A 24,936-nucleotide genomic window follows, 5' to 3' on the forward strand; every position below is an offset into this window, starting at 1 on the left:
CTAATTTGCAAATATATCTTCGAATGCAGATTCCAACGTAGGTTCTGGACTATTTTTCGCAAATTCCACTGCATCTTCAATCTGTTTTTTTGATTTTTCTTCAAGTTCTACTAATTCTTCCTCTGTTGCAATATTATTTTCAAGCAAGTAATTTCTGAATTTTAAGTTAGGATCTTTTAACTTCCATCCGTCAACTTCGTCTTTTGTTCTATATTTTCCTGGATCTGAACTAGAATGTCCAAACCATCTGTAAGTTATACTTTCAATGAAAACTGGTCCTTTTCCTTCTCTTACATGCTCCACAGCCTTTTCAAACGTTTCATATACTGACAGAACATCATTTCCATCTTCAATAAAATATCCTGGCATTCCATAAGCCGCAGCCCTTTTATACAAATGTTCTACATTTGTAACTTTATTAATTGACGTACTGATTCCATAACCGTTATTAATTGAATAAAATATAACAGGAACATTCCATACTGATGCCAAATTCATAGCCTCATGAAAGCTTCCTTCATTAGTAGCTCCATCTCCAAAGAAACAAACTACAATTTTTCCAGTATTTTTTACTTTTTGAGTATAAGCCGCACCAACTGCCATTCCGTGTCCACCACCAACAATTCCGTTTGCTCCCAAGTTTCCACTTTCTAAATCGGCAATGTGCATTGAACCACCTTTACCTTTACAAGTTCCAGTAGCTTTTCCCATAATTTCAGCCATCATTCCATTCAAGTCAATCCCTTTAGCGATAACTTGCCCATGCCCTCTATGATTAGATGTAATAAGGTCATCAGCATTCAATGCCGCAATAGCACCAACATTCGCCGCTTCTTCTCCTACTGACAAATGTGTCATTCCAGGCACCATTCCTCTTTTCACAAGCTGATTTACTTTTAAATCAAAATTTCTAATGCTAAGCATTCGTTCATAAATGTTCAGCAATTTACCTTTTGACAATTCCATAATTCCCTCCATTTAAATACATTTTTATGTTTTCAAAATTTTTTAGTAATTAATATTTTGTTTCTCAAAATTTTATGTTTAATTTTATCATAAATTTGTAATGATTACAACAAATATTTGCAAGTTAAAAAAATATCTTGCATATAATTTCTAACAGTAAAAAACATAAAAATATCCTTTACATTTTCTAATTTTTCTATTATACTTTAACTATGTAAAAATAAAAAATGGGAGGATAAATAAAATGAAACTTGCCGAAGCTCTTATTTTACGTGCCGATATTCAAAAAAGAATCGCACAGCTAAAAACAAGACTTAATAATAACGCCAAAGTTCAGGAAAATGAAAAACCTACCGAAAATCCTGAATTTTTATTAACTGAGTTAAATGATTTGATTTCTCAATTAAATGAATTAATAATAAAAATAAACAGAACAAATACTCTTTCAAAAATTGATGGAATTTCATTAGTTGAACTAATTGCAAAAAAGGATACGCTTTCACAAAAAGCAGGAATACTGCGTGAATTTATAGAAATTGCAAGCCAGAAGGTAAATCTTTATTCCACAACGGAAATAAAAGTTTTTAGCACGATTAATGTGCCAGAACAGCAGAAACAGCTAGATAAATTGTCTAAGGAAATCAGGGAAACTGATACAAAATTACAGCAGGCAAACTGGACTATTGATTTAATTGAAGAATAAAAATATGAAAAAAAAATAAATTTTAGGTGTAGATATTATTAAGGTGAACATAAACCTTTGGATATTAGGGAAAAAATATCCTACAAGATGAAGTAATGCGGGGAAGTTGCAAAAGTTATGATTAATCCCAGTATTGTTACATCTGTACAATTAACTGTAAATGTTACCACCGTATGTTAATTAATAATATTGAGGCTGGGCTGCGGGATTGACTATATAAAAATATAAGGAGAGAAAAATTTTATGAAAAAAATCGGACTTGTGCCACGTTTAATTATCGCTATAACACTTGGTATTCTGTTAGGATTAGTTTTACCAAGTCCAGTTATTCGAATTTTTGTGACTTTTTCATCGTTATTTAGTAAATATTTGTCGTTTGTTATTCCATTTATGATAATCGGATTTGTTGTGACAGGAATTTCGGATTTACGTCAAGGAGCGGGAAAATTACTTGGAATTACCACTTTGATAGCCTACGCTTCCACAATTGTTGCAGGAAGTCTGTCTTATCTTATGGCGACTAATATTTTTCCAAAAATTCTTAATTTCACCTCATTTGCGGCAGTAGAACATCCGGAAAAAAATCTTTTAACATCCTATTTTGATATTCCACTTGCCCCAATGTTTGATGTAACTTCGGCAATTGTTTTTGCCTTTATAATGGGACTTTCAATTAGCTGGCTCAGAAACAATGGAGAGGGGCAGACTACCTACAGCCTTTTCCGTGAATTTTCAAAAATAATTACAAAACTGCTTAGCACATCAGTTATTCCTCTGCTTCCAGTTTACATTTTTGGAACATTTATGAATATGACTTACAGCGGACAAATGTTTGCAACACTTTCCATTTTCTTAAAAGTGTTTGTCTGCGTAATAATTTTACATATTTTATATATTTCAGCCTTGTTTACATTCGCTGGAGGGCTTTCAGGAAAAAATCCATTTACTTGTATGAAAAATCAGATTCCTGGCTATTTTACAGCACTTGGAACACAATCTTCAGCCGCCACAATTCCAATAAATCTGGAATGTGCAAGACGAAATGGAACATCACCCGAAATACGTGAATTTGTAGTTCCTTTATGTGCCACAATTCATCTGGCAGGAAGTATCATTACGATAACAAGCTGTGTCGTTACTGTACTTATGATGAACAATATGGCCTACGGAATTTCCACAATCTTCCCATTTGTCCTAGTTTTAGGAGTCGCAATGGTAGCAGCGCCAGGGGCACCGGGAGGAGCAATAATGTCCGCACTTCCTTTTCTGGGAATGGTTGGAATTGCCACAAACAGTCCATTAGCATCATTACTAATCGCACTTTACATAACGCAGGACAGCTTTGGGACAGCGGCAAATGTATCTGGAGATAATGCAATTGCTATTATAGTTGACTGGATTTATCATAAATTTATAAAAAAATAAAAATTATATGATTGAAAAAATGAAAAATTTGTGTTATAAATAAATAATAAAAGAAATGGAATTCATCCATATTAAACTAAACAGGTGAAAAAAATACCTTTATCTATTATTGATTGGGGTATTTTTTTATGTTATAATATTTTTTGAGGTTCACCGCCTCAAGTTTGATATGGAGAAAGGTGAATGGTAATGAACAAACTTATACAGAATTTTAATTATAAATTTAAACAAATCCTATTTGGATTGTTAGGCGCAATTCTATTTTCGTTGATAGGAATTGTCATATATTACATCGCATTTTATTTTAATAAAAATTTTATTTCCTTGATTTTCAGTATTTCCATTCCAATCGCATCTTATATTGGATATATGTTTTTTTCAAACAAAATAAATGGATTCAATAGATTTGAGGCTGATGATTTCTCTTTTTTCGATGCCTTTTCATTATTTATCGTTACATTTTTAATTGTTTATTTAATAAATGCTTTTGATGTCACAAATATGCTTTATAAGGAATATCATAATGAATTTAACTATTTTCAGCTTTTTGCAAAATGTTTTCCACGGCTGGTTGATTTGGAATGGATAAGTTTTAGAGTTGTTGTGAGCGAAATATTTGTTATGCTTTTTACACTTTCAAATTATTTTCGTGGCGGTTTCTTTTTTATTCCATAATTATACTAATTCCAACAGACTATAGCAGGATGATAAAAATGACAAAAACACATGAAATAACTGAAGAAATTTCAAACTGAACAAGAATACTTTAGAAAAAAATAAAAACTAAACAATTTTAAAAATTCTCATAATTCTTTAATAAACATATGATACTATTTAATTAATAAAGGAAAAAAGAGAAAAAATAATGAAAAGAGGTTTTTAAAATGAAAAAAAGATTTTTTTTAGTTGGAATTTTTACAATGCTTCTTTTGTGTTGCGTTTTTTTGAATGCGGCTGTGAAAAAAAGAGTCGCTGTAAGCACTAATTTGAATGGAACTTCGTGGAAATTGACAGAAATCAGGAAAAATGGACGAAATTCCCGTATTTCAGAAAACACAAATATTACGATTAATTTTTCAAAAAATAAGATTAATGGATCTGGTGGAATTAACGGATATTCAGGAAGTTATAAAATTAACAGAAATTCCACTCTTTCTGCCACAGTAACTTCAACTTTGATGGGAGGTTCTTTAGATTTAATGAACCTCGAACAGGATTTCTTTGATATTCTGCAATCCAACCCTATAATTAAGTACAGCAAGGATACTTTAACTCTAACTAACAAGGATGGAGATATTTGGACTTTTAAAAATCCAAACACAGTTAATCAGAAAGACAAGGATTCACTTCCTCTTTCAAATTTAAATGGAACTTCATGGAAATTAACTCAAATTAAGAAAAATAGATGGAATTCTTATATTTCAGAAAACACAAATGTTACGATTAATTTTTCAAAAAATAAGATTAATGGATCTGGTGGAATTAACGGATATTCAGGAAGTTATAAAATTAACAGAAATTCCACTCTTTCTGCCACAGTAACTTCAACTTTGATGGGAGGTTCTTTAGATTTAATGAACCTCGAACAGGATTTCTTTGATATTCTGCAATCCAACCCTATGATTAAGTACAGCAAGGATACTTTAACTTTAACTAACAAGGATGGAGATATTTGGACTTTTAAAAATCCAAATACAGTTAATCAGAAAGACAAGGACTCACTTTCTCTTTTAAATTTGAAAAAAAAATTATTGAATACTAGCTGGAAACTTGTTGATATTTCTGACACAAAAATGAGAAAAATATTGACAACAAATGAAATAAGAATTACTCTTAATTTTTCAGAAGACAGAATACACGGCGATTCAGGAGTAAACAACTATTTTTCAAATTATATAATGACATCAGATAATATTATGGTTGGACCTATCGGCTCTACAAAAATGGCAGGACCAGATAACTTTATGAAACTTGAAAGCCAGTATTTGAATATTTTGCAAAATTCAAAAAAGATTAAATTAGATAATAATCGTTTGATTTTTATGACAGATGATGGAAAAACATTGACATTTAAAGAAATGTAGTAATTTCATGTTTGTGCTATTTACTTGTAACTTATATTTTTTATCTGGAATGAAAAAATATCCGTTATGAGATAAATAGCACTTTTTTATTTCATTTTATTTTCTAATTTTTATATCGATTTCGGCTTTATCCATTCACTTTCTTTCCCCACGGCATAGTTTTTCAGCACTTCTTCCTTATATTCCTTAAACCTTCCGTCAATAATTGCCTCACGTGCATTATCCATAAGTTTTAGCAAAAAATGCAAATTATGATATGTTGCAAGCCTCTGTCCCAAAATTTCTCCTGCCTTGAATAAATGTCTTATATATGCTCTTGTATAATGTTTGCAGGCATAACAGTCACAACCTTCATCAAGAGGCCTGTCATCTCGTGAATAGCTCGCATTTTTTATAACAAGACGTCCATACTTTGTAAATACAGTACCGTGTCTACCAATTCTTGTCGGCTGAACACAGTCCATCATATCAATTCCATGTTCCACAGCCTCAAGCATATCCGCAGGCTCTCCCACTCCCATTAAATAACGTGGCTTATTTTCAGGTAGTTTTGGCGTGCTATATTTTAAAATTCTATACATATCTTCACGTGGTTCTCCTACTGCAAGCCCTCCTAAAGCATACCCAGCAAATCCATAATCATACTCATACAGCTCTTCAAAACTTTTATCTCGTAAATCTTCATAAATTCCACCTTGCACAATTGCAAAAAGCCCTTGCTTATCCTTATTTCTATTTGCTTCAATACAACGCTTAGCCCATCTCGTAGTTCTTTCAATGGACGGAATCAAATATTCACGTGTTGACAGTCCTGGCGGGCATTCATCCAGCACCATCATAATATCGCTTCCCAGATTATTTTGAATCGAAATAGATTTTTCAGGCGATAAAAAATGCTTTGAGCCATCTATATGTGAACGGAAATGAACTCCTTCCTCCTTTATCTTTCTCAAATCTCCAAGACTAAACACTTGAAATCCACCGCTATCAGTAAGTATAGGCTTATCCCATCTCATAAATTTATGAAGCCCACCAAAATCATTTACCAAATCATCTCCAGGACGTAAGTATAAATGATACGTGTTCCCAAGAATAATTTGAGAATTAATCTCTTCCAGCTCTTCCCTAGTCATAGCCTTTACAGTCGCCTGCGTACCAACTGGCATAAATACTGGGGTTTTTATCTCTCCATGTGGTGTTTTTATAACTCCAGCACGTGCATTTCCATCTTTTTTTTCTAATTTATATTCTATTGGATTTTTAAAATCTTTATTTTCTTTTTCAATACACATTTTATCTCCTACATTTAATTTTTAAATTCCATTACATTCCATAAATTTTCTTAGCATTTTCAGTAGTTACTTTAATAACTTGCTCTACTGAAATTTCCTTAATTCTAGCCACTTCTTCTGCTACATATTTTGTATAAACTGGCTCATTCCGTTTCCCTCGAAAAGGTACAGGTGTCAAATACGGACAATCTGTTTCCAGAACAATTTTTTCCAAAGGCAATTCTTTCACAAGCTCCTTTGTCTTTTTATTATTTTTAAACGTCAAAGTACCACCGATTCCCAAGTAATACCTATCTAAAAATGGCTTTGCCGCTTCTAAAGAACCTGGATAGCAGTGCAAAATCCCGCCAACATTTTTATAATCCTTCAAAACATCAAGTGTATCCTGCAAAGCCTCTCTTGTATGGATAACAACTGGTTTTTTTACCCTTTCTGCAAGTTCCATCTGCTTTCTAAATCCAGCAATCTGAACATCCTTCGGATCCTCCATCCAGTGATAATCCAACCCAATTTCTCCAATTGCAACAACCTTTTTCTCAGTCAATGCCAATCTTTCCAGTTCTTTTTCCACTTCATCATTATATTTTTTTATATCCACAGGATGAACTCCAATTACCGCATTCACAAACGAATATCTATTCGCAAGCTCAATGCTTTTAAGCGAACTTTCCAAATCAAACCCAATGCTTACAATCCCCTCCAGCTCATCTTCAATCCTTTTCATCACATCATCAAAGTCATCTTCAAACTGCTCATCATAAATGTGTGTATGCGTATCAATTATTTTACTCATTTTAATAAGATAAAGTTATTCCAAAATTTCAGAATAACTTCATTTCCTTTCTAAATTTATTTCAATTTTTCATATCTTTTAGATAATTCAATCGCTCTGCCTTTAGTCGAGTTAATCAATGATTGTGTATATTCCAAGCCATAACCTGTTCCACAAAGTTTTTTTCCATTTACAGTTCCACAAAATTTATCTGCCGCATCTTTTGCCACTCTTTCTTTTCTTTTTATCCATGCTCTTTCTTCATTTCTAAGTTTTAATTGTTCTTTTTTTGACAATTTTGACATTAATAACTTATAAACTTCATTTAACTCATTATCCCAGCTCTCCAAAATAACCGAAGATGCTTCTTTCATTTCAGCGTTACTTCCTCCAAAAGAATCCTCTACACTTTTCTCTTTAGTTTCCATTCTATTAATCATATCACTCGTATAACCAGCAAAACTGATAACTGAAACCATCAAACTTGCAACCAAAAGCATTACTTTTTTCATAAAAAATCTCTCCTTTTTATTTTCAGAATCAAAGTTAAAATTATAATCTTTCACTTTTATTTTACTCCACTGCGATTCCATTTTCCCTAAATTTATCCAGTAATTCCTCATCACAGCAAGCAATAAAAATCACTTTTTTCAAATTTTTTAATTTTTCAAACCCTTTTACACTATGTGTTTGAAATAAATAATCTTCTCCATCCCAATTTGGACAAAGAATACCATAAATTTCAAGCCCACCATCAAAACAAATTTCATCTACTTTTTCCAAGTCCTCTGCCGTCAATTTCACATTTTCCAAAAATTTTAAAATCGGCTCAACTATAACAGGATTAATAAAATTTCCTATTTCAAAAACATAATCATCATATTTTTCTTCTAATTTTTCAGTCAATTTTTCAAATTCTTCAACAAAACTTGCATTTTTCCCAAGCAAAGTTTCCAAAACAACCAGCTTAAATCTAAAATCTTCAAACATTCCACTTTTATCAACCATTTCGTAATCGTTAGGATAAAATTTTCCAAAATCCTCTTCTTCAAATTCATCTATTTCCGATTTTTTCACAAACTCTTCAATATTTTCCTCTTTTAAAATGTAAGGCATTTCTTTCTCCTCGTTCATTAATTATTAAATCGTAAATCCATTAAAATTCTTTATTTTGAGTTATTTATTTCCATAATACTTACAATTAAATGAAATTCAATTCGAATTTAAGATGTGCCTGAAAACAATCAAAATAAAATTATTAAGAATATTTTAAGACACATCCAAATATTTATATTCTTACTCAGGATAATTTAAATTTTCCTCTCCTAAATTCTCTAGCGTTTCCTCCAAATATTTCTTAGCCTCAAAATTAGCCATTGGCAAGTTTTGATCCAAGTAATTTCCACATTCAATTGCAGTCGCTCCAGGAACTGCTCCTTTAAATTCTGCCATAAACTTGTAAAGTTCCTTCATTAAATCAACAATGTCCTTTGATTCCAATTTTCCTTTCAAAATTACATAAAATCCAGTTCTACAACCCATTGGTCCGAAATATACAATTTCATCTTTCCAAGTTGGATGATTTCTCAAAAATGTTGCTCCTAAATGTTCCATTGTGTGAAGTTCTGCGATATTTATTACTGGTTCCCTGTTTGGCAATTTCATTCTAACATCAAAAGTTGTGATGTAATTTCCGTTAATTTCGTCAATTCTTGACACATAGATTCCTCTGTTTAATTTTTTATGATCTACTGTAAAACTTGCTATTTTTTCCATATTTTTCACTTCCTTTTCGCATTTTTATTTTCTGTATTTTTTAAAATTCTTAATTTATTTATCTTTCCACTTTTATTGAAGATTCTATTAATAAGTCCAATGTTTGTGCGTAATTATAACCTTTTGAAGCTGTACTTTTTGGCAATAAGCTGGCAGATGTCATTCCTGGTGATGTGTTTACTTCCATAAAATACGGTGTTTCTTCATTTACCACCATAAAATCTATTCTTGCAAATCCTTCACATTTTAGTCCGTAATAACTGTCTTTTGCAAATTTATTGATTTCAGCCTGTACTTTTTCAGGAAATTCAAATACATATTCATTTGCTCCGCCTTTTGCATATTTTGATTCATAATCAAAATAATCTCCTGCAAGGGCCTCAATTCTTATTGTTGGAAAAACTTCCCCATCAATCACAGGCACACTGATTTCCACACCATGCAGGACTTCCTCAATCAAAGCCTCTTTATCCATTCCAAAAACAAGTTCCAGTCCTTTTTCAAGTTCTTCCTGATTTTCCACAAAACTTACTCCAATGCTCGAACCACCACTATTAGGCTTTACTACAACACGATTTCCTAATTCTTTTTTTATTGTTTCAAAGTCAACTGTTTCACCTACACGTACACTTTTCCATTTTGCAATTCTAACTCCGTATCCAGCCACAATTCTTTTTGAAAATTCCTTATCCATACAAACTGCACTTGACATCACTCCAGGTCCGCTGTAAGCCACTCCCAGACTTTGCAAAATCGCCTGTATTCTCCCATCTTCCCCAAATACACCGTGTAAAGCAATATAAACAAAATCCAGATTCAAGTCTTTTACTTTTTCAAAAACTTCCTTTTCTGAATCAATCACAATATCAAAAACCTCATATTTATCTCTATTCAAGTTTGCTACAATTTCACTTCCTGTCTTTAAAGAAACTTCCCTTTCAGTTGAAACTCCCCCACGTATTACTCCTACTCTTAATTTTGACATTTTCTCTTCCTTTCCAGTTTTTTTATTATTACTTTTACAATTATCTAAAATCGTTTAAACCTATATAATTCCAAGCAAATCTATTTTATAAATTTTTAAAATCTTCTTTTTCAAAATCATATTTTTTACCGCAAAAATGGCATTCCACCTGAATTTTGCCTTCCTCTTCCAGAATTTTATCAATTTCTTCTTTTCCAAGCGTGATTAATCCCTTGTAAAATTTCTCTTTAGTGCAATTACATTTATACTCCAGCTCTGATTTTTCCAAAATTTCAAAATCTTCCACATAAACTTTTTTATGAGCACCATCAACATCTGTCTCTTCCTCAAATACCGAAATATCCTCATAAAGCAGTTCCACAATCTGCTCAAGGCTCATTCCACCTTCCAGAAGTTCTGTAATCGTCCTAATCTGCTGTAATTTATTTTCCAGTTTGTCAATAAATCCGTCTTCCACACCTGGCAACAACTGTATCAAATATCCTCCAGCCCTTTTTATTTCTCCATTTTCATCTAGTTTTACACCAAGTGCGACAACTGATTTTATCTGCTCTGATAAAAGAAAATAATGAGCAATTATATTTGCAATATCCTCTTCATTTATTTTTGTAACGCCAGAAAATGGATCACGTAGTCCCAAGTCCTTTATAACCTGCATTGTCCCATTTCCAATAAATCTCACTTGCCCAGTTTCATCTTTTATAAAATTTCCATTCTCGTCAATTATCTGATGAAATTTCTCTTCAGGATTCCCAATATAACCTTTCACTTCCCCTTTCATATTTCCAGTTGCAAGCATATTTCCATAAGGTCCATCCCCATCTACTTTAACTGTCACCAAATCCTTCTCATTTTTCAAATCTTTCCCCATCATAGCCGTCGCTGTCAATAGTTTCCCAAAAACAGTAACTGCTATTGGATCAAGTCCGTGTACTTTCTTTGCCTCTTTTACAAGTTCTGTAGTATCACAAACAAAAAACCTGGCACATTTACTTGTTCCTCTAATTATTTCTGATTTTCTCATATTTTTCTAACATCCTTCTTTATTTTAAAATTATAATTATTCTACTCAAAACCAAATTAACTTAATTTTATAAGTCCAATTTCAATTTGATTCAAGCATATTTTTAAAAATCACATTACTAGAATATCACATTCTATACAAAAAAACAAGATAATTCATTTCTTAAATCAAATAGAAAACCAAAAAAATACCACCGTCCAAATCAACAGCAGTATTTTTTATTCCAATCAATTTTTTCTATCCAATTTCATCATCATAACAACCAATCCGTCTTTAGAAATAAAATTATCTATCTTCTCAAAACCAAATTTTTTATAAAAATCTATAAGTTTCTCCGAATTTCTACATTCCAACCAGACATATTTTGCATTTATCAATTCTTTTGCCTCCAGCAATAACTCAAAAGCAAGTGATAATAAAAAATTCCCTTTTATTTGTTCACTTTCTGATAAATTAAAATTTTTCCCTAATTGTCCTAATAAATAACTGTTTACTAAGTAAAATCCATTACCAACCTTTTGTCCACTTTGTATTAATTTCTTTTGTTTACTATTACTTAAATTTTCAAATCTTTCATTTGGTAATATTAAACTTTTATTTGCTACTGAAAAATAACCTAATAAAGTATCATTATTATCAAAAATTAAATGCGTTGTTGAAATAGAACTTTTCTCAAAAAATATTGCTTTATTATGTAAAAAATCTTCTACATTATTATTTTCTCTACTACTAAATGTATTTAAAATTTTTTCTCTTATATATTCTTCTGTATCGTATTTCAACAAATCATTTATTGACAGTCTTGATATTTTCATCTTTTTTTATCCAATATCCTTCTAATTCTTTTTTCATCTGTTATTTTTTCAGCTTTCACACCAGTCAATTTTGGTTTTCTATCATTCTCCAATGCTTTTATTAAACCATCTATTTCCTTCTCAGTTTTAAACTCTGGCAATCTTAAAAAACTTGATGTAGCCATTACAGTTCCTCCCTTTTTTATTTTTTTACACTACAATTATACAATAAAAATATTTAAAAATCAACTTTTTTTAATTTTTTTTTAATTAATTTGAAAAATTCCTGTAAATAAAAAACAACCAAACTTCACTTTACAAGTAAAAGAATGATTGTTTTATTTATTACTTTAAACTATTTTATTTATTTTGGTTTCTAAGTTCTTCGGGTTTTTGTGATAGTCCAGTTGATGGCCCTGTTTCCGGTAATTCTACAGCTGTTTCTTCTTCTGTTCCACCAAGTGTGTTCAAGTTTGATAATGTTGTGTTTAATTTACCAAGTAATACGTCGATATTTTCTGCTGTTAAAACTATTTTTTCTCCATTGGCTGTTTTCTTGACTACAAATTTTGTGACATTTTTTGATTTTGGCTTGTCTTTTGCCTCAAGTTCCTCTTTAAATCTGTCATCAACTGACATTGAATGAGAACCATTTCCTGAAAAAGTTTCCTGCGTCATTTTTTTGAAGACTTGTAAAAATATTTTTTCAACATCCACATTTGTTACTTCCACAGTTACAATCGTTGTTTCATCATCCTGTTTTTCTGTTTTAACAATCTTATATTCAAGATTTTTTAATAATGTCTTGAAAAGCAGTTCTTGAATCTTGTTGTTATATTTAACATCCAAGTTCCCCTCAAAACTGTCATCCATTGCATATTTTGCCGCCTCTTTCATTTTTTCAGCTTTTACATTGTCAATAAACTTTGATACTGTCTTATCAGGCCCTGATCCGCAGCTGACTATGCACAAAAGCATAAGGATACCTAAAAGTATTTTTTTCATCTATAACTCCCTTCTCTCTCTATTTATAATATTTTTTATTATCTGTTATTTATTCTACATCATTTGAATTAATAAGTCAAGGAAGTTTTAAAATTTCACAACTTTGATGTGCAAAATTTTATATTTTTATTTTTTCGCTTCCGTTTTTTCCAATTCTTTTTCCAATTTTTTCATTCGTTTTACAAGTTCAGGGACTTTTCCCATCGCCATTTTTACTCTCAAGTCTTCCATATGTTCACGAAGTGGATAACCTGACATTTGCTTACCATCTGGCACATCATTAGTTACTCCAGATTTTGCGGCAATCACTACATTATTTCCAATTCTAAGATGCCCTGCCACTCCAACTTGTCCTGCAAGAGTCGAATTATCTCCCACTTCCACACTTCCAGAAATACCAGTCTGAGCTACAATCAGACAATTTTCACCAATAATATCATTATGCGCAATATGAACAAGATTATCGATTTTTGTACCTTTTTTAATAATCGTATCTCCAATTGCTCCTCTGTCAACACAGGAATTTGCTCCAATTTCAACTTCTTCTCCCAAGATTACATGTCCAATCTGTTCGATTTTTACATTATTTCCATTAATTTTTACAAATCCAAATCCGTCAGCTCCTATCACAGCCCCAGGCTGTAAAATAGTCCCTCTTCCAACTTTTGTAAATTCCCGTATTGTAACATTTGAATAAATTATACAGTCATCACCTATTTCAGTCCCTTCAAAAATTGACACATTCGGATAGATAACAGTATTTTTTCCAATTTTTACATTATGTCCAATATAAGTATTTATTTTTGATACATTTGCAGTTTCATCGATTTGTGCAGAATTTTCTATCTGATTTTCAAACGGCTGTAATTTAGGCTTAAAATAATTTAGTAGTATCGGCATTAACTCTCTAGGATTTCCTTTTACAACAATAAAAGTCTTATTTTCAGGTAAATTTGGCAAATCAGGAACAATCACGGCACCTGCATTACATTTATCCATATTTTTCAACATTTTCTCATCTGCAGCAAAAGTTAATTCCTTCTCAGTTGAATGAAAAAACGGAGCAAGTCTTGTAAAACTCAATTCATCGTTTCCTCTGATTTCTCCATTTATTAATTTTGCAATTTCTTTAATATCATACATTTTGGATCTCTCCTTCTTTATTTTTTATAAAATTATAGGGATGAAATTAATCACCCCCTATAATTATTTAGTTTATATTTTAATCAGTATGAAAAAACTAGAATGATTGTCCAAAGCTAAAGTAGAACTTACCTTTATCTTTTTTCTCACCTTTTTTCTCAGGATCCATTGGCCAACCATAATCAAATCTTAACGGTCCAATTGGTGTATTCAATCTTACCCCAATTCCATAACCTTTTTTAAGATCTTTGAAGTCATGAGCATCTTTTCTGTTTGGTTTGTAGATTTTTTTACCTGTAATAGGATCTCTTGACTCATTTTGCCAAGCGTTCCCTATATCAAAGAATGCTACTAACTGTAATGTATCATTAATTTTTGTTCTGTTTTCAATTGTCGCATGGAATTTATCAAATCCGTCAAATGCGCTGTATTCATATCCACGAACTGATTCCGCTCCACCGATACTAAATCTTAAGGCTTCCGGTGTTCCGCTTCCTGTTGTTCCCCAAGCCGCTCTGTATGCCATTATGTTCTTATCACCAAAGAATGTCGGATGGTAAGCTCTTAAATCTGTTTCAAACTGATCATATTTTCTAGGATCGTTTATAAGTTCCCCTCTTTCATATGACATTGTTGCATAAAGCCCTTTCGTAGGGTTAAACTTGTTGTCTCTTGTATCAAAAGTAAGTGTTGGCCCCAATGCAAATAATTTATATTTGTCGTTTACCTTTTTATTTGCAAACAATTCTTTATAGTTATCAAATCTTGCAGAGAAGCTTACTCCAATGTCTTTATTAAGCCCTTTACCAATTGTCCAACGAGTTCCTATTTTCTTAACTTTTTCCACTTCATCAGCATCAGCATTGTCATCTACAGATTGAGTCCAGTAAATCGATCCTCCAAGTTGAACTTGCTCTGTTCCCCTCAGCCAAGGATCAAACCATCTAAGCTCAAATGTTTTATCACCTTTATTTGAAGCTGAGAGTGTAGCCGACGCATCCTGTCCTCTTCCTAAGAAGTTTGAGTCCGCCAATTTAAGTTCTCCTACTAATCCAACTGAAGTTCCATAAGAAATACTTCCATTAATTGTAGTAGTTGGACGTTCTTCCACAAGCAGCTTTATAACTCTTGCATTCGGATCGTCTTCTTTTCCTTCAATAGACGGTACTATCTTAGTGAACATACCTGTTCTATAAAGTTCTCTTACTGTACTTTCTATATTTTTCTCTTGGAAAATTTGTCCTGGCTTTAATTCTGAATATCTTTCAAACACATAAGGTTTTGTTCTTAAAACAGAACGTCTTGACGATTGTCTTTCATTATCATTTTTCTCTGGCGCTTTTTCAAATTCAACAGAATCAATAACTCCTTCTGTTAATCCAATATTTACAACCCCTTCATTTGAAACATTTATTGAGTCAATTCTTACAAGGGAATACCCATCTTTGGCGTATAATTTAAGAATTCCATTGTCATCTGGATTTAATAAGTTACCATTTAAGATTTCTCCTCTTTTTACACCTAGCGCTTTTTCCAATTCCTCAGATTTATAAAGAGTATTACCTTCAAAGTTTACACTTTGTATGTCTGGATTTTCTTTAACTTGGTAAACTACTGAAACAGTATTGTCAACTTTTCTGTCAATTTTTGGTTCAACTGTAGAGAAATATCCCGATTTAAATATTTTTTGGGCTCCGTCAACCGCTTTTTGAGGAACGAAAACATCTCCCGCTTTGATTGGCAAATCTTTTAAGTAATCTTCCTTATTAAGCTTGCTTGTACCTTCAATGTCTACATTTGCTACTGTGTATTCTGTTTCCTTTTGCATTTCTTCCTGCATTTGCTGTCTTTGCAGAACCGTTCCCGCATTTTCCACTTCTGCGACTTGAACTTCTATATTTACATTATTTCCTCTTATTTTAGGAATAACATTGACTTCTGATACATATCCCAGTCTCTTAAGTGCCAAATAAATGTCACTCAAAGTTTTATTTGAATAGTTATCTCCTGTCTTTACAGGCATCTTAGACATCAGAAGCTCTGGTGAAACTTCCTTTAGCTGAGAAAATTCAATTGTTCCAACTTTCAGATCCTCTCTTGCCAGTTCCTGAGCTTCAAAAATATCGTTATTTTTTCCTCTTCTTCTATTTCTTGCTGTTTCTTTTTTCTTTTCTTTTTTTCTTTTTTTCTTCACTTTGTCTGATAATTGATTAGCCATGTCAATTTCTTCTTGACTATATCTGATTTTGACATCTGATATTTCATCATTTTGCACTTCATTTTCTGTAGCGCTGCTTGTATTATCAGCCAATTCTTTTCCAATTATCCCTCTTTTTTCTTCAGCATGCGACAAATTATTTACAGATACGAATAATGTTACTGCAATAATCAAAGCATAAACCTTGTTTTTTACTTTTAGTTTTGACATCTTTCCTCCTATTTTTTTAATGTATCAAGTTTTTTCTTTCTAAACATTTTTCTGAAAATATCTCCAAGTGTATCGCCTCTCGTTGAAAAATCTATTCCAAAGTAATAATTTACTCTTGCTCCATTGCTCATATTTGCGCTTGTTCTGCTTTTGTTTATACTCTCTCCCCCAAGTCGCAAATCTAACCCATTTGTAACATTATAGCTAAGCCATGCGTTATATCCCATTGGAATTTTTTCTTCAGATTTTGAAGTCTGATATGGGAATTTAAATGAAGCGTTCCAGAATAATTTATCCTTGTAGATATTATCTTGAACTGTTACTGTTGTTGCTGCACTGTATTCTCCAGTCTTATCCGAATGATTTACATTCGTTGAAACAGCAAATTTTGATATTCCCAGTACATCTTTAATTTTACCAGTTACTGACGAAAAAAGCAACTCATTTAATGCACTATTAACTAAAGAGCCTGCCACTACCAGTCCGTCAGCCGAATTTTCCTCGGTACTTCCCGGTTTTCTTTCGCTGTTTCCAACTACAGTATTAAATGCGAGCAATGATACAATCTCTTCTTTTGTCTTCCCTGATAAAGATGAAAATTTAATGTCTGGCTTACTTACATTTCCAGTCACATTTATTTCTATTCTATCTCCATTTATCACTGTGCTTGCATCAAATATAACAAACGGATCTGATATTAATGTGGCTGAACCATTGGAAGACGGCAAAAATCTTATTTCAGCACCATCTATTTTAAAGTCATTCCCATTTATAGAAAATGAACCTCTTGTAATCGAATATTGTCCATCCATTCCAAGTTCTCCACCAGAATATGAAATTTCAGAAGCACCTTTCACTTTTCCTTTTATATTTCGCACGATGCTTACATTTGGAATATTCACTTTAACATTGCTTCCAGTCCGTACATTCAGGTTAACTGTGTATTGTTTTACTATCTTATCAATTACTTCTTCTACAATTCCTTCAACGACAGTCTTATCTTGAGCTTTTTTAGCTTTTGCCTCCTCTGATAAATTTTCTGTTTCGGATTTGGAATTAAAGTTTGGTATTTCACGCACTTCTGCATCGCTTACAACCAAATCTCCAAACAGCCTGTTTTCTGTAAATATAAGATTTCCCGTAAGCGCAAAGTCAATTCCTTTTCCATAATGCAGTCCAACTTTGTTAAGTGCCGCATTCAATTCAAATTTCCCCAGTTCCAGCCGCTTTGTCTGCATAAAATCAGCAGGAATCGTTGGAACATCCAAATCTCCTGTAACTTTAAAAGTTCCTCCATTATATCCGCCATCCAGCCTATTTACCACAAGTTTATTATTATTTAAATCAATATTGGCATTTACGTTGTCTACAAGTGTTGACTTGTCTTTTGTCTTATAGTTAAAATTATCCAGCAAAATATGTCCTGACGTAGAATCATTTGAAAAAATAGTATCTATATTTGCAATACCGCTTGCCTGCTGAACATCCTTATTAACTCCTAAAAAGTCTAAGTTAAAGTCTTTTGCAAGCATCGAAACATTGTATTGTATAGGTACAAACTGAACGTATCCATTTAATAAAAGCGGATTATTTTCATATTCCAAATAAAACTGCCCTATATTCAAGGTTTTCTCATTGGCCTGTAAATCAATATCAACTTTGTTCACAGGAAAGCCGCTAAGTTTTATTTCATCCGCCTGAATTTGAAGTCCAGTTGTAAAATTCTCAAAACTTCCACGATACATGAATCCAATATTTATATCTCCGCTGTATCCCTTGTTTTTCAAATCCTGAACTGAATCAAGTGAAAACTTTTGTTTTTCCAGCTGGTAATCAATGTTTACATTTGCCAAATCAAATTTAGTCTGTGTTTCAAACAATGTTTCTTCGTTATCTCCAACAAATCTAAGTTTTTGCAAATCGAATGTTCCATATTTGAATAATTTATCTATATTTCCATTGGAATATTCAAGCTCTGCAACAACATGTGGAATTTTATAAGTTTTAAAGCTCATATTCCCAAGAGTTACCTGCCCTGCCAGATTAAAATTATTCAAATCTCCTTTTAAGCTAAGATCCGATCTTGTTCCAAAAGTCAAGTCCTTCATTTTCAAAAGTTTCGGAATGTCAGGCTCATTTAAACTAATTCCAATATCTGAAATCCCCGTCTTCAAGTCATAAGTCCCATAAAGGCTGTTTTCACGCAAAGTCACATCTTCAAAGTTTACAACTCCATCCTTTATGCTAAGACGTGCATTTGTATCACCTACATAATTTGAATTTATCGACGTTACCGCAGATGGCATCGTTATTGCCCCCGAAAGTTTGTCTATTGTTCCCGATAGACTCGCATCCAATGTCCCAACTCTCAAATTAATTTTTGGGCTAGAGGTATTATAGAGCATATAATCTCTTAATCCTGCATTTACGTCCATTTTTCCGGTTTTCATATCAAATTTTCCGCTGGCATTCAAATTTTCATTCTGAATACTTGTAATGTTTACAACATTATCTTTTATTCTCAGATTTCCGCTAACATTTTTAAACCTCTGATAACCAAACCACAATTCATCCATATTTGTATTAACTGTTATGTCCATATTTGCCAAATCATTAATTTTACCGCTGGCATGCAGTTTTTCATACTCTCCGATATATTCTCCATAAGGGCTGTAAAGTTTGTACGTTCCAGAAATTTTATTCCCATTTCCGCTAATTTTCGCTGTAAGCGTTGCAGGCAGCTTTGCCTTGTTCAAACCTTTGAAATTGTAGCCATTTGCTCTTAGCAGTTTTGCAATATCTATGCTTTTAGGTAAGTTTAACGAATATGAATGCTTCATATCTGAAGTTGTAGTTCCTGAGATATTTATCACTCCACCGCCTTTTATTCCAGCTGTTCCATTTATGCTGTAATTTCCGTTATGTATTTTTATTTTAGCATTTACAGCATTCACAAACGGCATTGACAAATCTTTTATTTTTGCATTAATTTGCCCAGAACGAAGTATATTTTTTTCATTAAATTTTATAACCAGGTTATCGACATCAGGATTTATTGTGTAATTTTTTCCACCGTAATTTACAGTAAAGTAACCGTTACTTCTAACATTTACTACTACTGTCTGCGCTTTTGGATTTACTGTATATCTTCCATTTAAAACTTTAGATCTTGCTGTTCCCGTTATAATATTTTTAGGTGAAATTTCAGCGCTTCCTATAATTGTCTTGATATTAAAATCCGAGCCTAGATTATTTAAGACATAATTTCCTGTCCCAGTTTTCTTTTTCAAGTCATACACAAATTTTGAAACTTTAACATCTTCGTTCACTTTAAATCCTGAAAATTCTTCATTAAATACAAAGGACGTATCAGTCAAAGTCAGTTTTTCATCTGCAATTTTCATAGAAGTTTTTATATTCTGAAAATTGTAATTTGAAATTTTTATATTGTCTGACGAAAATTTCCCATCAAGTACAGTTTTTTTCTTTTTTGTATCGACATTCACTTCAAGATTTCCTGTAACATTTCCTTGTGCCTTAATTTTAGCATCTTTAATTATTTTATATCTTGCAACCTCTTCAAAAGGCAATTTGTCCGCAACGAGCTTTAAATTCAGCTTCTGCTCCTTAACAAGATAATTCAGTATCAGAGATACTGGACTTCCTCTCAGCTTTGTATTAGCATTTACTGTAATTTTGTCCTTTTTCAAGTCAATTAAAGCATTTGCCCCTTCAATATCGCCATCCAGGTCAACATATTTAAGTTTTCCATTCCGAATTTTCAGATTTCCCAAAGCGTGCATTGTCTTCTTGACTTTGTCATTTTCCAATTTGAGCACACCGTTTAATATGCCGCCTTTTGCAGTAATCATTTCAAGCGGCACATACTGTCCCAGTTCCTCTGTTATCCCGACATTTTCAAAACTGAAGTTCAGACGAAATTCCTTTCTCCTGTCATCGCTGTTCTTTATTTTATCAAACATCGAATAAATTGACTGCTTCGACTTTACAATCTGTTTCAATTCAATCTTTAACGTTTCCACTGTTCCATCTTGATTTTTATTTCCTACACCTTTAGCAAAAAGTGAAAATCCACGGGATTTTGCAATTTCCAGCCGTCCATTCACTTTTATCAACCTTTTCGATATTTTTTTATCAAAACTTATATCTGTATAATTCAAGGTTGCATTATGAATATAAAGTTTTCCAATTCTGCTCGTAGGATCAAACGTTTTCGGCTTGTTAGGCTGCGGCTTTATCACATGAAAAATATTAAAATCATTATTTTTTCTACGCTCCAGATTTACAGTCCCGTTGTAAATGTCAATTCTGTTAAGCCGTGTCGGCATAAGAAGACTTATTCCAGCTGTAGTCCTTTTTCCGTAGATAACTATATTTCCAGCCATATCCTTAACTTTCAAATTATCAATTTGAAGTTTATTGAATCCTATCAGTTTAACAGATTTAAATTCAACATTCAGTCCGCTGCTTTTCAAAATCGAAGTCAGCATACCCTTAAAGTTTTTTGTAGAAATATAAAACTTTATCGCAAATAAAGACATTAGAAGAAAAATAAATACAATTAAAGATTTCTTTATGTATTTCATCTCACGCTTTTTACCTCCTCTTCTCTTATTTTGAAAAGGATAATTATTTTCATTGTCCTAATTTTCCATTTTTTGTATTTCCTTTAAATTTTTATATCCAAAAGAAATTATCCTTTTTATTTTATCACAATTTTGCATAAAAATCTATTATTATATGTGTTTTTTTGACTTAGAATTATTTTTTTAATTTTATTTTATTAAAAAAGAGCTATCTTAACCTTCAAGATAACTCTAAAATTCTTAATTTCCTACGATATTTCTATATTTTTTTCACTCTAAACAATGGCTGTCCATATTCTACTTTTTGCTCATTGCTTACTAACACTGCTTCTATTTCGCAGTCAAAGTCGCAGTTTATTTCATTCATCAGTTTCATTGCTTCTACGATGCAGACTGGCTGCCCTTTTTTCACTGTGTCGCCTACACGCACGAATGCAGGAGTTTCTGGAGAAGCCGCTGAATAGAAAGTTCCTACGATTGGTGAAGTGATAAAGCTTTCTTCATCTGGCTCTTCCACAATTTCTGGCTTTCTTTCTATATTTTTTGGAACATTCTGAATTTCTGCATTATTTTCACGCTTTAAATTGATTTTTAGATTGCCTTCTTCCACTGTAATTTCCTTAAGCGTTGATTTTTCTATAATTTCTACTAATTTTTCAATTTGTTCTAAATCCATTTTAATTTTCCTTTCTGAAAAATATACTCAAATTTTCTTAAAAATCAAACTGTAAAAATGATAATTCAAGAGATTGAGCTTAAATAGTCTTAACCTTTGCAATAATTACTCAAATAACGTCTCAAGCCTTTTGGACACAGCTCTTACATCCAGTACTTCCTTGCAAGGCGCATGAATTTTTTTTCTAAACTGAGTAAATTCATTCATTTCTTCAATTAAAAGATTTTGTGCTTCTTCCACGCTGATTGCCTTGAAACGGATTTTGTGATCTGCTTTTCTTTGTACTAACTTTGGCAAATCCACCGTTGCGACTGTCGCTATTTTTGGATACCCGCCTGTTGTCTGCCTATCTGCCAGCAAAATAATCGGCTTTCCGTGTGCAGGAACCTGTATCGCTCCCAATGCTATTCCGTCCGATATTATGTCAGCCGACTCTTTATGGGCAATATAAGGCCCTTCTATTCGGCATCCCATTCTGTCAAAGTCATTTGTGATCGTAAATTCGCTGTTTAAAAAAGTTTCCTTTCCTTCTTTTGTAAACAGATTATCTTGTGGCCCCATTATTACACGGATTACTTCATCTTCCTGATTAAATTCATCCAAGTCGAGGGTTCTTGATAAAAAATAAGGCAAGTATCGGCGTCTTATCCTAAAGGAAATATAATCCCCCTCTTTCAAATTACGTCCCTTAAATCCGCCAATTCCACATTTCATATTTGTAGAACGGCTTCCCATTATTACAGGAATATTTAAATAGCACGAAAAAGCTATATAACCCCGCACTCCTGTCCTTGATCCCTGAAATTCCAGCACATCCCCTTTATTAATATAAATCGCTGTATACATTGGAGCAGGCTTCTTGTTAATTAGCGGCTGAAAATCACCACCTGTTATTGCAATTATTGTTTCGCTCGTAAATTCAAGCGTCGGTCCAATCATTGTAAATTCAAGCACAGCCTCGTTTTCAGGATTGTCAATAAGCATATTTGCGATTTTAAAGGAACGCACATCCATAACTCCAGACGTCCCAAAACCTTGACTTTGGTACCCTGTTCTCCCAATATCCTGAACAGTTGTCAAAAGTCCGCCTTTCAAAACTCTAAAACCCATTATTTCACCTCCTCAATATGCACGACACACTCGTATTTATCCTCATTTACTTCTTTTTCAATTTTTTCAAATTCTTCTTCTGAAACTGGCACAAAACGTATATAATCCCCCGCTTCAAACAAAATTGGGTTTTTTCTGTCAGAATCATACGTTTTCACTGGCGTTTTCCCTATTAATTGCCATCCTCCCGGTGATTCCAGCGGATAAATTCCAGTTTGAGCGCCGCCAATTCCCACACTTCCAGCAGGAATTTTTATTCTCGGATTAGCCAGCCTTGGCGTATGAATCCTTTCATCAAGTCCGCCCAGATACGAAAATCCCGGCAAGAATCCAAGCATATAAATCAAATAATCTTTTGAACTATGAATTTTTATAACTTCTTCGGTTGAAATACCTGCATTTTTAGCGACAAATTCCAAGTCCGGCCCGTATTCTCCACCATAACAGACTGGTATTTCATACACCTTTTTAATTTTTGACTTCATGTCCAAGTTTAATTTCATTATTTTATTCACTCTGTTTAATAATTTCCCATATGTAATAACACGTGGATCATAATGAATAAGAAGTGAACAAAACGCTGGCGTCATATCCATCACTCCTTCTATATGCTGTTCCTTCAGCAAATGTGCAAGTGAAGTGATTTTTCCATTAATTTCAGGCGATATAGCTTTTGGGAATTCAATTAAAATGGCTGAATCCCCTTCAGGAAGTATTTTTACATCTTCCAACTGTTTCCCCGTCATTCTTATACCTTCTTTCTGTCTTAACTAAATAATTTTGCTAAACTTCCTAATGATACAACTCCCAAGTATGCCGTAATTAACACGACGATTATTCCCAATATCAGCAATACTTTCGGATGTTTGTAATTTTCTCCCATAATTGACTTTTTTTGTGAAGCGACTAGACAAATTCCCAAAGTAACCGGTAAAATCAATCCATTTAATGAGCCTGCCAAAATTAACAATGTAGCTGGATTTCCCGCAATTGCCATAACAACTGTAGAAACTACGATAAAAGCTATTATTACCCATTTTTCATATTTTTCAATATTTTTATTAAATGTTTTCAAGAAAGATACAGAAGTATATGCCGCCCCAACGATAGAAGTAATTGCCGCACTTAGCAGAACTAAACCGAAAAATCTATATCCAATTTCTCCAGCTCCTTGACGAAATGCATCTGCTGCTGGATTTTCAGCCGCCAAAGTTACACCCTTAATTACTACTCCCAACACTGCTAAAAATAATAGAACCCTTACAAGCGTTGCAATTCCTATTCCCATAACTGAACTTCTATTTATCTCAGCCAGATTCTCTTCTTTTGTGATTTTTGCATCAATCAATCTATGTGCTCCTGAAAAAGTAATGTATCCTCCAACAGTCCCACCAAGCAGCGTTAAAATTGCAGGAATTAAGTTTGAAATACTTTCACTTGGCATAAATGTATCTTTAACAGCAAGACCAATTGGCGGCTTTACAATTAAAATAACGATAAATATTACAATTATCATACATCCACCAAGCACTTTTGTAAGTGTATCCATAGCCTTCGTTGCATTTTTCAACAAAAATATCGCTATTGCAATACCGCCGGAAATAAAGTATCCAGCCATTTTAGGAATACCGAGCAAAGCATTAAAACCTAATGCGCCGCCACCAACATTTCCAATATTGAACACAAGTCCGCCTAATGCCACAAGAAATGCCACAAAATACCCAAGTCCCGGCAATAATTTATTTGCCACATCTTGCCCACGCAGCTCGCTCACACATAAGACGCGCCACACATTCAGCTGCACAATCATCGCAAGCAAGACGGACACTAATATTACAAACCCAAAATTTGCCTTCACATCATTCGTAAATTTAGCCGTCTGCACTAAAAATCCTGGCCCAATAGCGGATGTAGCCATAATAAATGCCGCTCCTATCAGCACACTGCTATTCTTAGCCTTTTTCTCTACACTGTTTTTACCCATAGTTTTACCACCTTTACTAAAATTTTCCCTTCAACCTGATTCTCACATTCATTCGTTCAAAAATTTAAGTTTTCATTGTGAAATTGGTTTTAGAATTCTTATTTATGCTATAATTATAGTATATAAATAATATATTGTCAAAGGTTTAATCATATATTTTTT

The 24,936-nt window shown here is 32.8% G+C and carries 22 protein-coding genes; 4 read left to right on the top strand and 18 right to left on the bottom strand.

Translation table 11 applies throughout. The features are described from left to right. Nucleotides 1-966: a thiamine pyrophosphate-dependent dehydrogenase E1 component subunit alpha gene (locus HW275_RS02840; protein WP_178934981.1), complete on the bottom strand. Its 966-nt coding sequence runs from the start codon at nt 964-966 to the stop codon at nt 1-3. A gap of 244 nt (nt 967-1,210) precedes the next feature. Between HW275_RS02840 and HW275_RS02845 the strand changes: the two genes are divergently transcribed. The 4 genes from HW275_RS02845 to HW275_RS02860 all read left to right on the top strand — a co-directional run bounded on the left by HW275_RS02845 (nt 1,211) and on the right by HW275_RS02860 (nt 5,178). Then, nucleotides 1,211-1,669, top strand: coding sequence for a DIP1984 family protein (locus tag HW275_RS02845; protein ID WP_146996157.1), 459 nt, complete (start codon nt 1,211-1,213; stop codon nt 1,667-1,669). 243 nt (nt 1,670-1,912) lie between these two features. Further along, complete coding sequence (locus HW275_RS02850; RefSeq protein WP_178934982.1) at nt 1,913-3,094, top strand: dicarboxylate/amino acid:cation symporter; 1,182 nt, start codon at nt 1,913-1,915, stop codon at nt 3,092-3,094. Between the two features lie 183 nt (nt 3,095-3,277). Then, nucleotides 3,278-3,769 carry a hypothetical protein gene (locus tag HW275_RS02855; RefSeq protein ID WP_146996155.1) on the top strand — a complete coding sequence of 164 codons (492 nt, stop codon included), beginning with the start codon at nt 3,278-3,280 and terminating at the stop codon, nt 3,767-3,769. A 209-nt stretch (nt 3,770-3,978) separates the two neighbouring features. Beyond that, nucleotides 3,979-5,178 carry an META domain-containing protein gene (locus HW275_RS02860; RefSeq protein WP_178934986.1) on the top strand — a complete coding sequence of 400 codons (1,200 nt, stop codon included), beginning with the start codon at nt 3,979-3,981 and terminating at the stop codon, nt 5,176-5,178. 110 nt (nt 5,179-5,288) lie between these two features. On the opposite strand, the gene tgt is transcribed toward HW275_RS02860, so the two are convergent. The 17 genes from tgt to HW275_RS02945 all read right to left on the bottom strand — a co-directional run bounded on the left by tgt (nt 5,289) and on the right by HW275_RS02945 (nt 24,774). Next, entirely contained in the window at nt 5,289-6,470 is a 1,182-nt protein-coding gene (gene tgt, locus HW275_RS02865; protein ID WP_178934988.1) for a tRNA guanosine(34) transglycosylase Tgt, read from the bottom strand. A 31-nt stretch (nt 6,471-6,501) separates the two neighbouring features. Beyond that, a complete protein-coding gene (locus HW275_RS02870) occupies nt 6,502-7,263 on the bottom strand; it encodes a TatD family hydrolase (protein ID WP_178934990.1) in 762 nt (253 codons plus the stop codon). 56 nt (nt 7,264-7,319) lie between these two features. After that, on the bottom strand, nt 7,320-7,754 hold the full coding sequence (locus HW275_RS02875; RefSeq protein ID WP_178934992.1) for a lysozyme inhibitor LprI family protein: 435 nt from the start codon (nt 7,752-7,754) through the stop codon (nt 7,320-7,322). A gap of 61 nt (nt 7,755-7,815) precedes the next feature. After that, nucleotides 7,816-8,358: a hypothetical protein gene (locus HW275_RS02880; RefSeq protein ID WP_255459994.1), complete on the bottom strand. Its 543-nt coding sequence runs from the start codon at nt 8,356-8,358 to the stop codon at nt 7,816-7,818. Nucleotides 8,359-8,538: 180 nt separating this feature from the next. Further along, on the bottom strand, nt 8,539-9,018 hold the full coding sequence (locus tag HW275_RS02885) for an S-ribosylhomocysteine lyase (protein ID WP_178934996.1): 480 nt from the start codon (nt 9,016-9,018) through the stop codon (nt 8,539-8,541). Nucleotides 9,019-9,076: 58 nt separating this feature from the next. Further along, nucleotides 9,077-10,003, bottom strand: coding sequence for a D-alanine--D-alanine ligase (locus HW275_RS02890; RefSeq protein ID WP_178934998.1), 927 nt, complete (start codon nt 10,001-10,003; stop codon nt 9,077-9,079). A gap of 85 nt (nt 10,004-10,088) precedes the next feature. Continuing rightward, nucleotides 10,089-11,027 (bottom strand): Hsp33 family molecular chaperone HslO, encoded by a 939-nt coding sequence (locus HW275_RS02895; RefSeq protein ID WP_178935000.1) that lies wholly within the window; start codon nt 11,025-11,027, stop codon nt 10,089-10,091. A 227-nt stretch (nt 11,028-11,254) separates the two neighbouring features. Continuing rightward, on the bottom strand, nt 11,255-11,842 hold the full coding sequence (locus HW275_RS02900; RefSeq protein WP_178935002.1) for a GNAT family N-acetyltransferase: 588 nt from the start codon (nt 11,840-11,842) through the stop codon (nt 11,255-11,257). Next, a complete protein-coding gene (locus HW275_RS02905; protein WP_178935004.1) occupies nt 11,839-12,006 on the bottom strand; it encodes a hypothetical protein in 168 nt (55 codons plus the stop codon). The genes HW275_RS02900 and HW275_RS02905 overlap by 4 nt, the downstream gene beginning before the upstream one ends. 175 nt (nt 12,007-12,181) lie before the next feature. Beyond that, nucleotides 12,182-12,826: a DUF4878 domain-containing protein gene (locus HW275_RS02910; RefSeq protein WP_178935006.1), complete on the bottom strand. Its 645-nt coding sequence runs from the start codon at nt 12,824-12,826 to the stop codon at nt 12,182-12,184. Between the two features lie 126 nt (nt 12,827-12,952). After that, nucleotides 12,953-13,969, bottom strand: coding sequence for a UDP-3-O-(3-hydroxymyristoyl)glucosamine N-acyltransferase (lpxD, locus tag HW275_RS02915; protein WP_178935008.1), 1,017 nt, complete (start codon nt 13,967-13,969; stop codon nt 12,953-12,955). Between the two features lie 97 nt (nt 13,970-14,066). Next, nucleotides 14,067-16,397, bottom strand: coding sequence for an outer membrane protein assembly factor (locus tag HW275_RS02920; protein ID WP_178935010.1), 2,331 nt, complete (start codon nt 16,395-16,397; stop codon nt 14,067-14,069). Nucleotides 16,398-16,405: 8 nt separating this feature from the next. Beyond that, nucleotides 16,406-21,004 (bottom strand): translocation/assembly module TamB domain-containing protein, encoded by a 4,599-nt coding sequence (locus HW275_RS02925; protein WP_178935013.1) that lies wholly within the window; start codon nt 21,002-21,004, stop codon nt 16,406-16,408. A 259-nt stretch (nt 21,005-21,263) separates the two neighbouring features. Continuing rightward, on the bottom strand, nt 21,264-21,680 hold the full coding sequence (gene accB / locus HW275_RS02930; RefSeq protein WP_178935015.1) for an acetyl-CoA carboxylase biotin carboxyl carrier protein: 417 nt from the start codon (nt 21,678-21,680) through the stop codon (nt 21,264-21,266). Between the two features lie 105 nt (nt 21,681-21,785). Next, nucleotides 21,786-22,790: a biotin-dependent carboxyltransferase family protein gene (locus HW275_RS02935; protein WP_178935017.1), complete on the bottom strand. Its 1,005-nt coding sequence runs from the start codon at nt 22,788-22,790 to the stop codon at nt 21,786-21,788. Continuing rightward, nucleotides 22,790-23,536, bottom strand: coding sequence for a 5-oxoprolinase subunit PxpB (gene pxpB / locus HW275_RS02940; protein ID WP_218975079.1), 747 nt, complete (start codon nt 23,534-23,536; stop codon nt 22,790-22,792). Before pxpB ends, HW275_RS02935 begins: the two co-directional genes overlap by 1 nt. Nucleotides 23,537-23,556: 20 nt before the next feature. Continuing rightward, nucleotides 23,557-24,774, bottom strand: coding sequence for an NRAMP family divalent metal transporter (locus tag HW275_RS02945; RefSeq protein WP_218975080.1), 1,218 nt, complete (start codon nt 24,772-24,774; stop codon nt 23,557-23,559). Nucleotides 24,775-24,936 lie beyond the last annotated feature (162 nt).

The organism is Leptotrichia sp. oral taxon 223, from assembly GCF_013394795.1.
In the GTDB taxonomy this organism is placed as follows: domain Bacteria; phylum Fusobacteriota; class Fusobacteriia; order Fusobacteriales; family Leptotrichiaceae; genus Leptotrichia.

Bases quoted from the DNA above. Each gene is read 5' to 3' on its own strand.
- HW275_RS02840 (WP_178934981.1), bottom strand. From the start codon at position 966: ATGGAATTGTCAAAAGGTAAATTGCTGAACATTTATGAACGAATGCTT.
- HW275_RS02845 (WP_146996157.1), top strand. From the start codon at position 1,211: ATGAAACTTGCCGAAGCTCTTATTTTACGTGCCGATATTCAAAAAAGA.
- HW275_RS02850 (WP_178934982.1), top strand. From the start codon at position 1,913: ATGAAAAAAATCGGACTTGTGCCACGTTTAATTATCGCTATAACACTT.
- HW275_RS02855 (WP_146996155.1), top strand. From the start codon at position 3,278: ATGGTAATGAACAAACTTATACAGAATTTTAATTATAAATTTAAACAA.
- HW275_RS02860 (WP_178934986.1), top strand. From the start codon at position 3,979: ATGAAAAAAAGATTTTTTTTAGTTGGAATTTTTACAATGCTTCTTTTG.
- tgt (WP_178934988.1), bottom strand. From the start codon at position 6,470: ATGTGTATTGAAAAAGAAAATAAAGATTTTAAAAATCCAATAGAATAT.
- HW275_RS02870 (WP_178934990.1), bottom strand. From the start codon at position 7,263: ATGAGTAAAATAATTGATACGCATACACACATTTATGATGAGCAGTTT.
- HW275_RS02875 (WP_178934992.1), bottom strand. From the start codon at position 7,754: ATGAAAAAAGTAATGCTTTTGGTTGCAAGTTTGATGGTTTCAGTTATC.
- HW275_RS02880 (WP_255459994.1), bottom strand. From the start codon at position 8,358: ATGCCTTACATTTTAAAAGAGGAAAATATTGAAGAGTTTGTGAAAAAA.
- HW275_RS02885 (WP_178934996.1), bottom strand. From the start codon at position 9,018: ATGGAAAAAATAGCAAGTTTTACAGTAGATCATAAAAAATTAAACAGA.
- HW275_RS02890 (WP_178934998.1), bottom strand. From the start codon at position 10,003: ATGTCAAAATTAAGAGTAGGAGTAATACGTGGGGGAGTTTCAACTGAA.
- HW275_RS02895 (WP_178935000.1), bottom strand. From the start codon at position 11,027: ATGAGAAAATCAGAAATAATTAGAGGAACAAGTAAATGTGCCAGGTTT.
- HW275_RS02900 (WP_178935002.1), bottom strand. From the start codon at position 11,842: ATGAAAATATCAAGACTGTCAATAAATGATTTGTTGAAATACGATACA.
- HW275_RS02905 (WP_178935004.1), bottom strand. From the start codon at position 12,006: ATGGCTACATCAAGTTTTTTAAGATTGCCAGAGTTTAAAACTGAGAAG.
- HW275_RS02910 (WP_178935006.1), bottom strand. From the start codon at position 12,826: ATGAAAAAAATACTTTTAGGTATCCTTATGCTTTTGTGCATAGTCAGC.
- lpxD (WP_178935008.1), bottom strand. From the start codon at position 13,969: ATGTATGATATTAAAGAAATTGCAAAATTAATAAATGGAGAAATCAGA.
- HW275_RS02920 (WP_178935010.1), bottom strand. From the start codon at position 16,397: ATGTCAAAACTAAAAGTAAAAAACAAGGTTTATGCTTTGATTATTGCA.
- HW275_RS02925 (WP_178935013.1), bottom strand. From the start codon at position 21,004: ATGAAATACATAAAGAAATCTTTAATTGTATTTATTTTTCTTCTAATG.
- accB (WP_178935015.1), bottom strand. From the start codon at position 21,680: ATGGATTTAGAACAAATTGAAAAATTAGTAGAAATTATAGAAAAATCA.
- HW275_RS02935 (WP_178935017.1), bottom strand. From the start codon at position 22,790: ATGGGTTTTAGAGTTTTGAAAGGCGGACTTTTGACAACTGTTCAGGAT.
- pxpB (WP_218975079.1), bottom strand. From the start codon at position 23,536: ATGACGGGGAAACAGTTGGAAGATGTAAAAATACTTCCTGAAGGGGAT.
- HW275_RS02945 (WP_218975080.1), bottom strand. From the start codon at position 24,774: ATGGGTAAAAACAGTGTAGAGAAAAAGGCTAAGAATAGCAGTGTGCTG.